Below are 12,166 nucleotides of genomic sequence, written 5' to 3'. Positions count from 1 at the left end.
ACATTGCAGCCGAGGGCGGAGAATCATATCACTTACCCCATGACTGATGAGACCGCTCCGCACCCAGACAGAACCGGTTATGCCGTGATCCAAGACTATGTGAAGACATTGGATGCTTCACCTGGGGTTTATCGTATGCTCGATAGCGAGAGCAGGGTGCTCTACGTTGGGAAAGCGCGCAATCTGAAGGCGCGGGTGTCGAATTACACGCGCCCCGGCAATAGTCCCCGCATCGAGCGCATGATTGCTTTGACCGCCTCCATGATGTTTCTGACCACTAGGACAGAGACTGAGGCGCTGTTGCTGGAACAGAACCTGATCAAGCAGCTCAAGCCAAAGTACAATGTGCTGTTGCGCGATGATAAGAGCTTTCCAAATATTCTGGTGGCCAAGAACCACCGCTTTCCGCAGATCAAAAAACATCGCGGTGCGCGAAAGGAGAAGGGCAGCTACTTTGGGCCTTTCGCTAGCGCTGGGGCAGTGAACCGGACGCTGAGCCAGCTGCAAAAGGCGTTTTTGTTGCGTAATTGCTCGGATGCGATGTTTGAAAGCCGGACCCGGCCCTGTCTGCAATATCAGATCAAACGCTGCACTGCCCCCTGCACCGGGGAAATCTCTGAAAGTGACTATCTGCTTTCGGTCCGTGATGCAGAGCGGTTCCTGTCCGGGCGCTCCACCAAAATTCAGGAGGAGCTGGCCGAAGAGATGATGGCAGCCTCCGAGGCTATGGAATTTGAACGCGCGGCGGCATTGCGGGACCGGATCAAGGCACTCACCCAGGTGCAGTCCAGCCAGGGGATCAATCCGCGTGGCGTTGCCGAGGCGGATATCGTCGGTTTGCACATGGAACGGGGGCAGGCCTGCGTGCAGGTCTTCTTTATCCGCGCCAATCAGAACTGGGGCAATCAGGATTTCTACCCACGAGTTGACGCGGATATGAACCCGGCAGAGGTGATGGAAGCCTTTCTGGGCCAGTTCTACGACAACAAGGAACCCCCGCGTCAGTTGATCCTTTCCGATGCGATCGAGAACGCCGACCTGATGGCAGAGGCCCTGTCGGGCAAGGCCGGACGCCGGGTGGAGATCCTGGTGCCGCTCAGGGGGGAGAAGACAGAGCTGGTGGCCGGTGCGGTGCGCAATGCGCGAGAAAGCCTGGCACGGCGCATGGCGGAGAGCGCTACCCAGGCCAAGCTATTGCGCGGCATCGCCGAGGCCTTTGGGCTGGAAGCCTCTCCCCAGCGCATCGAAGTCTACGACAACTCTCATATTCAGGGCACCAATGCCGTTGGTGCGATGATCGTAGCAGGCCCCGAAGGCTTTATGAAAAACGCCTATCGCAAGTTCAATATCAAGGGGGATGACCTGGTGCCGGGGGATGACTTTGGCATGATGAAAGAGGTTCTGCACCGCCGGTTCTCACGTTTGAAAAAGGAAGACCCGGATCGCGACAAAGGCCATTGGCCTGATCTCTTGTTGATTGATGGTGGGGCAGGGCAGGTCTCTGCCGTGGCCGAAATCATGCAGGAGCACGGGGTTGAGGACATTCCAATGGTGGGCGTTGCCAAGGGTGTCGACCGGGACCACGGCAAGGAGGAATTCTACCGGCCCGGTGAAAATGCCTTTGCGCTGCAGCGCAATGACCCGGTTTTGTACTTTATCCAGCGCATGCGGGATGAAGCGCACCGTTTTGCGATCGGCACCCACCGTGCCAAACGTGCCAAGGCGATTGGTGCAACGCCACTGGATGAGGTGCCTGGGGTTGGTGCCTCTCGTAAACGCGCGCTTCTGGCGCATTTTGGCAGTGCCAAAGCCGTGAGCAGGGCTGATCTGGCGGATCTGAAAGCGGTTGAGGGAATTTCCAGCGCCCTGGCGGAAACGATCTATGATTTTTTCCACGAAAAGGGCTGACAAAGCAGGAGTGTTTTCGGCTTTGCGGGATGGGCCAAGCCCATGAGCAGATCTATGGATCTTATGCCGGGGGCAAAGGTCATTCGAATTGGGGGGAAACCCAGCTCATTGGCGTCTTTACCAGGCATAGAACGCGCAAGAGAATGTGCAGGGCTATTCTTCAAAATATGCTGAGGTTGATCTGAGAATGCGGAAAATACGGTTTGGGTCTCTTTTATGTTCCGGGGCTGCATTGTAGGGTCCGCGACATGAAATGGACACTGCCCAATATTCTGACCATGGTTCGCCTGCTGGCTGCGCCTGGTCTCGCCATCATGTTCCTCTATTTTTCGCGCCCTTTGGCGGACTATTTCGCGTTGGTCCTCTTTGTCGGGGCTGCTGTCACGGATTGGTTTGATGGCTATCTTGCGCGCACCCTAAAGCAAGAGACAAAAATCGGCGCGATGCTGGACCCGATTGCCGACAAGGCCATGGTGGTGATCGCGCTGATGATCCTGGTTGGCTATGCTGCTGAGCATTGGACACCTTGGTTGGTGCTTCCTGCAACCGTGATCCTCTTCCGCGAAGTCTTTGTCTCAGGGCTAAGGGAATATCTCGGCGATACGGCTGGAACGCTTAAGGTTACGAAACTGGCGAAGTGGAAGACCACAACGCAGATGATTGCAATCGCCACGTTGTTTTCCCAGGGCATCTTTGAGCATCATGCGGTGATGTCTTCCCTTGGCATGGACGAATTGCTGCGGCAGCAGGTTCTGGAAGGGCTGGTGAGCGATGAGGTTGGCCTGCGCTGGAAAGTGGCTGCAATCAGTTGGTCGGGCTTGTTGGGGCTGGTGCTGCTCTGGGTCGCGGCTGCCCTGACGCTGATCACCGGCGTAGACTATATGCGCAAGGCTTTGCCCCATCTAAAGGAGACCAGATGATGGATGTGGTTTATTTTGCATGGGTGCGAGAGCGTATCGGCCTGCCACGGGAGAAGGTAGAAAGCACAGCTGCGACGGTGTCGGAACTTGTGGCGGAACTAAGCGTGCGCGAAGAACGCTATGCTGCTGCTTTTGCGGATCTGTCTGCTCTGCGGGTGGCGCTGGATCAGGAACTCTCTGATTTCGACGCGTCACTTGAGGGGGTGCGAGAGGTTGCTTTTTTCCCGCCAATGACCGGAGGCTGAGATCCATGCATGTGAAGGTCCAGGAAGAGCGCTTTGAATTTGGTCGCGAAGCCGAAGCCTTTGCGGCTGGATGCGCGGGGGCAGGTGCGGTTGTCACTTTTACCGGTGTGGTGCGTGATGCGGATGCCGGTGGGTTGGTCGCGATGGAGATCGAACACTACCCGGGCATGACGCAAAAGGCGCTGGAGAAGATCACGGCAGACGCCATGGCGCGCTGGTCGCTGGCGGATGCTCTGGTCATTCACCGGCATGGGCGGCTGGAGCCTGGCGAGCAGATCATGATGGTTGCGACTGCGGCGCGCCATAGGGTTGCGGCCTTTGAGGCGGCTGAGTTTTTGATGGACTACCTCAAATCCCGCGCCCCTTTCTGGAAAAAGGAAATTCTGGAAAATGGCAGCGCTTCCTGGGTTGAAGCAAAAGAGATTGATGAAGAGGCATTGACCCGCTGGTAAGCATTTGGGGGCAGAATTGCCGTCCCCATCTGCTGTAGATGCAATCTGACTGCAGATTGGAGCCTATAGAGTTGGGGACGACCTTAGATTGCGCAAATGCTCCCGCCAGTCCTGCGCTCATCAAAGATGAGCTGTGCCTGTTGGGCCTGGCGCCGCGCAATGCGCGGCGCTGTGTCGTTTCAAGCTGACCGGGTTTTCCAAGCTAGTATCAGATCTGCTCTGCATGGTCTGAGCTCAGCCCTGATGCAGATGGGCGCGCAGCTCTTCTGTTTCGCGCCGCGCATCCCGCAGCCCGTCCATGGCAGCACGAAGTTCGGCCTCTGTCTGGGTGAGCTGGTTGGTCAGTTCGGCCTCACGTTGCTGCAGATAGGTAATCGCCTGATCCCGCGTCTCTTCTGCCTCGTGCAACTCCTGACTCATCCGATCCAGATCGGCAACATCACTTTGCCGAACGCGGGTGAAACGGTGAACCAGCCAGTTCGCAAACCAGCCCATGGCAAAGGCCACAAACAGAATGATCGCGGTGGTGAGAATAAACTCGGCTCTATTCATTGTCCGGCGGTCTCCTGTTCGTTGGTGCCTTCACCTGCACCTGCTGTTTCAGCTGTCGCCGCTGCTGCTGCGTCAGCGGCAGCAGCCTCCTCGAGCGCGGTGGGGGTTTCAGCGGGTTGTTCTGGGAAGATCACTTTGAATTCAATCCGCCGGTTTGCCTCCCGCCCTTCTTCGCTGTCATTGGTCGCAATTGGGGTGCTTTCGCCATAGCCTTTGGCCAAGATCGTCGAGGTGCGGATACGGCGGGCGCGTAGCTCATTCAGGATTGATTGGGCCCTGGCCTGGCTGAGAGACTGGTTCATCCCCTCGCGGCCCTGACTATCGGTGTGTCCCTGGATCTCAAGGCGAATAGGTCCGCAGAGCTCCAGAACTTCCGCCGCTTTGTCCAAAGTTGCGCTGCTTCCGGCGGCAACCGTGGCGGAGCCTGGTTCAAAGTGAATTTTGCCCGTTACGTCCTGTAGAGAGGTGAGTTTTTCCGCGCAGACTTCCAAAGACATCGGCTGATCCTTGGGGGCAGGAGGTTCCTCATAGGTGATTTTCAAATCATAGCTTTCAGCTTCGCCCAGGCGGGCGGAGAGAAAGCCGGATACTTCGGCCGGTGTTTCTTTGCTGTGGCTCATACCGCGCAGACGCAGGTTGTCTGGCTGGATGGAGACAGAGCCACGTTCAAGGTGTGACAGCGCCTCCAGCCCGGCCAGAACGCGGACGGGCCAATCCGCTGGCAGTTCGGGAACTACGCGGGTCGCGGTGTGAACTGCTTCTGCGCCAAAACGGGCCATCGCATAGCTAGAGGTTGCATCGCGGGCGCGTTCATCATTGATACGGCCCCGCAGTTGCACCTGACCTTCAGGGCTCAGCGTGGCTGTAAATTCTGGAACTGCCTCGGCGCCCACCTCGGCAGGGATGGGCAATACGGCATGGAGGGCAAAGACATCCGGCAGGGTGTTCTCCAGCTCTCCCACGACTTTGTCAAAAAGTGCCGGTTCGGTCCCTTCAGCGGCGATAAGAGTGATATCTGCATTCGCAATGGTGACAGCACCTGCGCCAAGAGTGCCAAGGCTGGCAATGGAAAGCTCTGCCGCGCGTGCCCAATTCGGAGAGGGTACCCCCATGCCGATGGTGCAGCTTGCTTTTCCTTCCAGGCCCGCAGAATGCGCTGCGGCCAGGATGCGGTCGCGGCTTTCTTCGCTATCTGCTGAGCAGGCGTCAAAGCTGGCGCCCTCTGCGCTTTTGAGGAACCGCAAGGTAAAGGGCGTGATGACCGGGCGCGCTGTCTTGATGTCCAGGACCAGGCGCAGCCCCGGAGGAGCCATCTTGTTGAACCGAGCAGATAGAAGCTCTCTCTCGGCATCATCCGCAGCCATGGTTGTAATGCCAACGCTTGTGGCGTCTACGGAGATCTTTGCCCGCGGCAGGTCGGATAGGGCCTTTACCGCAAAGCTCATCGCGGTGTCCCAACCCTTGGGAGGCTGGTAGCGGGCGCTCTCCAAGAGATCGGAAACAGGACCTGCTTGGGTCAGACGACGCAGGTCCTGAACCAGGGTCTCTCGCGAATAGGCTGCAGGGACCAACCCGATGATGGAAATGCCGCTGCTATTGCGCAGGATCTCAGCCGAGAAGCGCGGAGGGGCCAGACCTTCGGAGGGCGGCACATGCATTTCATCGATGACCCGCGCCGCATCAACCACACCACCCGCGAGGGAGATCGCGGAAAAGCGAGAGGCCTCATCCGGGGCAGTGCCCTGCAGGATGACCTGCAGGCCATCGGCCGTGACCTCAGCCCAATGCATGCCGCTGACATCCAGGGACTGGCGCAGCGCGATTTCGCTGTTGCGCTCAACTGCTGTCACGGCAAAGCTGGCCGCAACCAGGCTAAGACCGGCGGCCGCTGAAAAGGTAAGGACCGGAACCAAGAGCGATGACAGGCGCATTCTTTAGTCAATTCCCCAGAAAATTCTGCCTCTGTCTACCTGTCAGCGCGTCTTGTTTCAATCAGGCGAAAAGGGCCGCCGCAAAGAAAATGAGCGGAATCAGGCCGGTATCTCGGTTGAGTCGGAAGAGTTGCAACAGGCGCAGATTGTTTTCGGCATCAAAGGCCCGCAATTGCCAGGTCATATGCCAGCCCATGGCCCATGGGCCAGCTAGGGCAATCACCAGCGCCAGCATGCTCCCTTCCAGATCCATGGCCAGGATGACTGCAAAGGCCATCAGGGAAACGGTGCCCACGATAAAGCGGCGAAGCCAGGCCGGTGTATTGTCGCCAAACAGGCGGGCGGTGGATTTCACCCCGATCAGGGCGTCATCCTCTGTGTCCTGGTGTGCATAGATTGTATCGTAGAACAGGGTCCAGGAAATCCCAGCGAGGTAGAGAAAGACCGCAGGCCAATGCAGCGCGCCGGTATGGGCGGTCCAGGCCCAGAGCGCTCCCCAGTTGAAGGCAAGCCCCAAAAAGACCTGGGGCCACCAGGTGAAACGTTTGGCAAAGGGATAGATCGCAACCGGCAGCAGTGCCAGAATGCCCATCGATATGGCCATGCGATTGAAAGTTAGAAGGATACCAAAGGAAATCAGCGCCTGTAGCACCATCCAGATTACCGCGCCGCGCACGGTGACCTGACCCGAAGGGATTGGACGTGAGCGCGTGCGTTCCACGGCCCCGTCAAACTTGCGGTCGGTAATATCGTTCCAGGTGCATCCTGCGCCCCGCATCAGCCAGGCCCCGAGGCCAGAGGCAATGGCGATCCAGGCGTCGTGCCAGCCCCATTGCCCATCCCAGAGGATCGCCAGAGCCAACCCCCACCAGCAGGGGATTAGCAAAAGCCAGGTGCCAATGGGACGATCCGCACGGCTGAGGCGCAGGTAGGGGCGGCTCCATTCGGGTGCGATTTCATCAACCCAATTGCCTTTGACCGCATCTGCGACCTGACCATCTGGTTTTGGCGCGTCACCTTGCATATGTATGGCCTCATGAGTGCGAAAATCAGACTGTATGTAGAGCACCCTTTGGGTGTAGGGCAATCCATTCCTCTGGAGAAGGACCAGGCGCATTACCTCTTTGGGGTTATGCGCCAGGCGCTGGGCGGGCATGTGGCCCTGTTCAACGGGCGCGATGGTGAATGGCAGGCAGAGATTTCTGAGGCGGGCAAGCGCGGCGGAACGCTCACCTGCATTGAACAGAGCAAGCCGTTGCAGATGCCGCCTGATCTGTGGCTGATCTTTGCGCCAATCAAAAAGGCGCGCACGGATTTCATTGTTGAAAAAGCTGCGGAGATGGGCGCCGCGAAAATCCTGCCGGTGGGCACCGAATATACCAATTCCGAACGCATTAGGCAGGACCGCTTGCAGGCCCATGCGGTGGAGGCTGCGGAACAATGCGGCGGCACCTATGTGCCTGAGGTTTGTGATCTGCAAAAACTCTCTCGCTTGTTGGATGATTGGCCCGCAAAACGCCAGTTGATGTTCTGCGATGAGGCTGAGGTGGGGCAGCAACGGTTCTTGGACCTAACCCAGGGGGGTGGGACGGGCGCTGACCGGTCCGCAAGCGAACCGGTTCCGGGTGCGGTTTCTCAACCTTGGGCCATTCTGATCGGCCCCGAGGGCGGCTTTTCTGACAAAGAGCGCAAGCGCCTGCACGCCATGGAACAGGCCCATGTGGTCAGCCTCGGCCCGCGCATCCTGCGGGCAGATACCGCCGCTGTGGCCGCCATGACAGTTTGGCAGCAGACACTGGGAGATTGGTGATGCTGTGGCGGGCAAGTGAAGCAGATCTGCCAAGACTGCGCGGCTTTCTCGCGCCTCGGGTGGCGACCTCTATGTTTCTCTCAGGAAACCTCAGTGATTTCGGGCTTAGCAAGGGCAGCACAGGCGATCACCCCAAGAGCATGACACTCTGGTTCAGCGAAGATGCTGGCGAGATACGCAATGTCTTTGGCTATGCAAATGCCGGGTATTTTGTCTTTGAGGCTCCAGATTTCAACGCCGAACTGATAGCGCCCCTGCGACAGGCCTTATCAGGTTGCGAGCTTCGCGGGCTCAACGGTTCCAATGCGCAGGCCAAGGCCATTGTCGAAGCGCTGGATCTGCCCATGGTAAGTGCCGTCATGGACGAAGCGGAGCCCCACTATGCGCTGAAAACCGCAAATCTTGAGGTGCCCGACGGGTCAACTCAACTGCGTCCGGCTCTGGTCGAGGATCTGGATCTTTTGACCAACTGGCGCATCGCCTCCGAGGTTGAAATCTTGGGCGGCAAGGATGCCGAAGCCAACCGCGCCTATGCCCGCAGTACCCTGCAAGAACTTTTGAAGGCTGATCGACTGCGCATCCTGGAAGAGGCAGGCCAACCCGTGGCCATGACCAATTTCAACGCCTCTCTACCCAGTATCGTGCAGGTGGGCGGTGTCTTCACGCCGCCAGAGTATCGCGGGATTGGGCACGCGCGCCGTGCGGTCGCGCTGCATCTGGCGGAGGCCCGCGAGGCTGGCGTGCAAGAGGCCATCCTCTTTGCTGCCAGCCCCGCTGCCGCCCGCGCCTATGAGGCGATCGGCTTTGTCCGGATCGGGGACTACCGGATCGTGAATTTTGACCCGCCGGTTACCCTGCCTGCCATCCTGGAGGAAGACCTGTCATGAGTTTCATTCGCCCTGAGGCCCGCCTTGCTCTTTGGCGCTGGCGGGAACTGATCGTAGCGGCGCTGATGCTGTTGATCGGGCTGAATTGGGCCTTCACCTCCTTTGGGGTGACCAAGGCGACCGGCTGGGCGCTGATCGTCATTGGCGTGATCATTGCGGTCATCGGCGCGCAACGCCTGCGATTTCGCCTCGGTGCCGGAGGCCCTGGGGTGGTGCGCGTGGATGAGGGGCAAATCGCCTATTTCGGCCCGCTCACAGGTGGCGCCATTGCAACCTCAGAGTTGGAGCGGCTGCGCCTGGATCCCACCGCTAAGCCTGCCCATTGGGTTCTGGAGCAGGACGGACAGGCACCCCTGGCAATTCCGGTTAATGCCGAAGGCCATGAGGTGCTCTTTGATGTCTTTGCCGCCCTTCCGGGCCTAAAGACCGAGCGTATGTTGTCCGAGTTGCGACGCGGAGGTGCTCACCAGGTCGTGATCTGGGAGCGCACTCCTTCGCGCCCGCCACTGCACAGGCTGCATTGACACTGGTGGCGATTCCGCTCACCACTGATCCTCCAAGACAAACCTTCAGGACGGAGTGCCCGGCATGTCCATTCCCCAGTCCGGCGGCGGACCCATCGAACGCCACGAACAGCTGGCAGAATATCTCGCCAGCGGCTGCAAGCCCCGCGATGCCTGGCGCATCGGAACCGAGCATGAGAAATTCGGCTATTGCAAGGATACGCTGAAGCCGCTGCCCTATGCTGGGGAGCGCTCGATCCAGGCGGTGCTGGAAGGGCTGCGCGACAAGTTTGGCTGGTCCCCGGTGACCGAGGGCGGCAATCTGATCGGGCTGGAAAAAGATGGCGCCAATGTCAGCCTGGAGCCAGGGGGGGCGCTGGAGCTCTCGGGCGCGCCATTGGAGACCATCCATGAGACCTGTGATGAGGTGAACACCCATCTGCGCGAAGTCAAAGAGATTGCCGACAAGATTGGCGTTGGCTTCATCGGACTTGGCGCGGCCCCGATCTGGGAACATGAGGAAATGCCGTTGATGCCCAAGGGGCGTTACCGGCTGATGAACGACTACATGGAGAAGGTTGGCACCATGGGGCGCGCCATGATGCGCCGCACCACCACCGTGCAGGTGAATATCGATTTCGCCTCCGAGGCCGATATGGTGCAGAAACTGCGCGTGGCATTGGCATTGCAGCCCGTGGCCACAGCCCTGTTTGCCAATTCGCCTTTCTTTGAGGGCAAACCCAATGGCCACAAAAGCTGGCGCAGCAAGATCTGGCGGCATCTGGATGACGCGCGCACAGGCATGCTGCCCTTTGTCTTTGACGAAGGCTTTGGCTTTGAGGCTTACGTGCAATATGCGCTCGATGTGCCGATGTATTTTGTCTATCGCGATGGCGAATACATCAATGCGCTGGGCATGTCCTTTCGCGATTTCCTGAAGGGTGAGCTGCCCGCACTGCCCGGTGAGACCCCAACCATGTCGGATTGGGCAGATCACCTGACCACCGCCTTCCCCGAGGCGCGGATCAAGAAGTACATGGAGATGCGCGGCGCCGATGGCGGCCCCTGGCGCCGTCTTTGTGCCCTGCCGGCCTTCTGGGTTGGTCTGACCTACGATCAATCCGCCTTGGATGCGGCCTGGGATCTGGTCAAAAACTGGGATGCGGAGACCCGCGAAGCACTGCGTGTGGAAGCCTCGCGCGCTGGGCTTCAGGCCGAAGTGAACGGTATCAAGATGCACGACCTGGCCCGTGAAGTGGTGGCGATTTCACACTCTGGCCTGAAAAATCGCGCCCGCCCAGGCGCCAATGGCCTGATCCCGGATGAGACCCATTTCCTCAACGCGCTGAAGGATAGTATCGACAGCGGTAAAGTGCCCGCTGATGAGCTGCTGGAGCGCTTTGAGGGGGATTGGGGCGGCGATCTGACCCGAATCTACGGCGATTACAGCTACTGATTTACATGTGGAAATGACGGAAAGGGGGCGCCGCTGAGGTGCCCCTTTTTCTGGCGCGGTTCTACTGGCGGCGCCTACAGGCGCTGTGCCGGTGGAGAGGCCTCCTGCGACTAGCGCGTAGGATCCAGCCAAGGCACCACAGGCTGGCGGGAGGCGGCATAGCCCGGCACCTGGGCATCGAGCCGGGCGGCAAGATCGGGCAGGCGGCTGACCGGCACTTTTGGAAACAGGTGATGCTCTCGGTGGTAGAACATCAGATAGGCGATGCGGGCCAGCACCCCGCGCTGGCTGCGCGCTGCCAGGCCTGTGCCTTCCGTGCCCTGATGGGTGATCCAGACCGCGAAGAAGGCGGTCAGGCATTGCGCCACCAGCATGGCCGCCATATGGAATTGGAGAAAGCCCGAGCCACTCCAGAGAGTGAGCCCAGCCGTTAGGGCCACAAAAATCCCGTCCCGTAGCATCCGGTGGCGCCATTTGTTCCGGCCTAGGCGCCAGCAGGCGCGGATCAGGTCAAAGGGGAAGAGCGGACCATAGAGCAGGACTTCACCAGCGCCCATATGGCCGCAATGCCCCTCGATGTCTCCGGGACCCATGGCATGGCGATGATGCTGCATGTGGCTCCAGGCGACAGAGCTATTGCACCCCATCATCAGCGCGCTAAGCAGATGCAAAAGGGCGATATCCCAGCGTCGCGCCAGGCCGAGATTGCCATGGATCGCCTCATGGTTCAGGCGCAGAGCGCAGAGGAAGAACATGAAACTCGCCACGGCGCCCTGGGGCCAAAGCGAAGATGCATAAAGCCCCCAAGAGAGCGCCAGCCAGGGCAGTGGCAATGTCAGTTCGACCCAACGCTGGCGGCGGGTGACTGGCAGCAGATCTCGCCACTGCACATAGCGGGGCGCGTGTTCACGAGGGGCTGGGAAGCACATGTTTTCTCCTGTCTGAGTTGGGGTTAAGCGGGGTGCGCGATCTCTGAAGAGGAAGGGCTTTTGTCCGCCTCTTTCTTTTGAATGGTGCGCTCGCCGTGCAGAGCCTCGCGCACCACAGCGCGTAGGGTCGCAATCGCATGGGAGAAACCAAGACCGAGGCCAATCGCCACCAGTCCCAGCCCGGGCAGCAGGGGCAGAAAACCTGCCTCTAGCATTGGAATGACTGCGCCGATCAGGATGATGCCACCTAACCCAACCATGGTATAGCCGGTGGCAATGGAGACAGCCGCTGGCCTGGCAGCGCGCCCGGATTGCGGGCAAGCGCCGGGCAGGGAGCCGATGCGCAGGATCATCACAGTCATGGCCAGGAGCATCATCACGCCCAGGCCAAGGTAGATTGCGATTTCATGGAAAATTTGGATGTCCTTTTCGGGTCAGTTGGTCCGTTGGTGGGACATGTGGCGATAGCTAAGCCAGAACATGGTTCCCCAGATGAATGAGAAGGGAATGCCCCATAACATTATGTCCGCGACGGTGCTGGCTGAGTTCCCGAATGGGAACGTCTTTTTGTCA

General features: G+C 59.2%; 13 protein-coding genes. 8 read left to right on the top strand and 5 right to left on the bottom strand.

All coding sequences use genetic code 11. The features are described from left to right. Positions 1-39: 39 nt before the first annotated feature. The 4 genes from uvrC to RSK20926_RS18075 all read left to right on the top strand — a co-directional run bounded on the left by uvrC (position 40) and on the right by RSK20926_RS18075 (position 3,525). On the top strand, positions 40-1,908 hold the full coding sequence (gene uvrC / locus RSK20926_RS18090; RefSeq protein ID WP_008208948.1) for an excinuclease ABC subunit UvrC: 1,869 nt from the start codon (positions 40-42) through the stop codon (positions 1,906-1,908). Between the two features lie 248 nt (positions 1,909-2,156). Then, the gene (pgsA, locus tag RSK20926_RS18085) at positions 2,157-2,828 is read left to right on the top strand and encodes a CDP-diacylglycerol--glycerol-3-phosphate 3-phosphatidyltransferase (protein ID WP_008208944.1); all 672 of its coding nucleotides are present in this window, start codon (positions 2,157-2,159) and stop codon (positions 2,826-2,828) included. Beyond that, positions 2,828-3,073 (top strand): molybdopterin converting factor subunit 1, encoded by a 246-nt coding sequence (gene moaD / locus RSK20926_RS18080; RefSeq protein ID WP_037255670.1) that lies wholly within the window; start codon positions 2,828-2,830, stop codon positions 3,071-3,073. Before pgsA ends, moaD begins: the two co-directional genes overlap by 1 nt. A gap of 5 nt (positions 3,074-3,078) precedes the next feature. After that, the gene (locus tag RSK20926_RS18075) at positions 3,079-3,525 is read left to right on the top strand and encodes a molybdenum cofactor biosynthesis protein MoaE (protein ID WP_008208939.1); all 447 of its coding nucleotides are present in this window, start codon (positions 3,079-3,081) and stop codon (positions 3,523-3,525) included. A 234-nt stretch (positions 3,526-3,759) separates the two neighbouring features. On the opposite strand, the gene RSK20926_RS18070 is transcribed toward RSK20926_RS18075, so the two are convergent. The 3 genes from RSK20926_RS18070 to ubiA form a co-directional block, all read right to left on the bottom strand. Then, the gene (locus tag RSK20926_RS18070; RefSeq protein ID WP_008208936.1) at positions 3,760-4,077 is read right to left on the bottom strand and encodes a hypothetical protein; all 318 of its coding nucleotides are present in this window, start codon (positions 4,075-4,077) and stop codon (positions 3,760-3,762) included. Beyond that, positions 4,074-6,008 carry an OmpA family protein gene (locus tag RSK20926_RS18065; RefSeq protein WP_008208935.1) on the bottom strand — a complete coding sequence of 645 codons (1,935 nt, stop codon included), beginning with the start codon at positions 6,006-6,008 and terminating at the stop codon, positions 4,074-4,076. Before RSK20926_RS18065 ends, RSK20926_RS18070 begins: the two co-directional genes overlap by 4 nt. A 61-nt stretch (positions 6,009-6,069) precedes the next feature. Next, positions 6,070-7,032, bottom strand: coding sequence for a 4-hydroxybenzoate octaprenyltransferase (ubiA, locus tag RSK20926_RS18060; RefSeq protein ID WP_008208933.1), 963 nt, complete (start codon positions 7,030-7,032; stop codon positions 6,070-6,072). Positions 7,033-7,044: 12 nt separating this feature from the next. Between ubiA and RSK20926_RS18055 the strand changes: the two genes are divergently transcribed. The 4 genes from RSK20926_RS18055 to RSK20926_RS18040 all read left to right on the top strand — a co-directional run bounded on the left by RSK20926_RS18055 (position 7,045) and on the right by RSK20926_RS18040 (position 10,664). Beyond that, positions 7,045-7,818: a 16S rRNA (uracil(1498)-N(3))-methyltransferase gene (locus tag RSK20926_RS18055; RefSeq protein ID WP_037255715.1), complete on the top strand. Its 774-nt coding sequence runs from the start codon at positions 7,045-7,047 to the stop codon at positions 7,816-7,818. Next, positions 7,818-8,705 carry a GNAT family N-acetyltransferase gene (locus tag RSK20926_RS18050; protein ID WP_008208928.1) on the top strand — a complete coding sequence of 296 codons (888 nt, stop codon included), beginning with the start codon at positions 7,818-7,820 and terminating at the stop codon, positions 8,703-8,705. Before RSK20926_RS18055 ends, RSK20926_RS18050 begins: the two co-directional genes overlap by 1 nt. Then, complete coding sequence (locus RSK20926_RS18045) at positions 8,702-9,229, top strand: hypothetical protein (protein ID WP_008208926.1); 528 nt, start codon at positions 8,702-8,704, stop codon at positions 9,227-9,229. Before RSK20926_RS18050 ends, RSK20926_RS18045 begins: the two co-directional genes overlap by 4 nt. A 64-nt stretch (positions 9,230-9,293) precedes the next feature. Next, on the top strand, positions 9,294-10,664 hold the full coding sequence (locus tag RSK20926_RS18040) for a glutamate--cysteine ligase (protein WP_008208925.1): 1,371 nt from the start codon (positions 9,294-9,296) through the stop codon (positions 10,662-10,664). 110 nt (positions 10,665-10,774) lie between these two features. Here the strand turns inward: RSK20926_RS18040 and RSK20926_RS18035 are convergent, their stop codons facing one another. Both RSK20926_RS18035 and RSK20926_RS18030 read right to left on the bottom strand, forming a co-directional pair. Further along, positions 10,775-11,593, bottom strand: coding sequence for a fatty acid desaturase (locus tag RSK20926_RS18035; protein ID WP_008208924.1), 819 nt, complete (start codon positions 11,591-11,593; stop codon positions 10,775-10,777). A 23-nt stretch (positions 11,594-11,616) separates the two neighbouring features. Continuing rightward, entirely contained in the window at positions 11,617-11,955 is a 339-nt protein-coding gene (locus RSK20926_RS18030) for a hypothetical protein (RefSeq protein WP_232281925.1), read from the bottom strand. Between the last annotated feature and the right edge of the window lie 211 nt (positions 11,956-12,166).

Origin of the sequence: Roseobacter sp. SK209-2-6 (assembly GCF_000169455.1) — a bacterium.
Classification (GTDB): domain Bacteria; phylum Pseudomonadota; class Alphaproteobacteria; order Rhodobacterales; family Rhodobacteraceae; genus Pseudophaeobacter.
The sequence above is the reverse complement of the archived record's forward strand: the minus strand, read 5'-3'. Positions and strand labels throughout refer to the sequence as shown.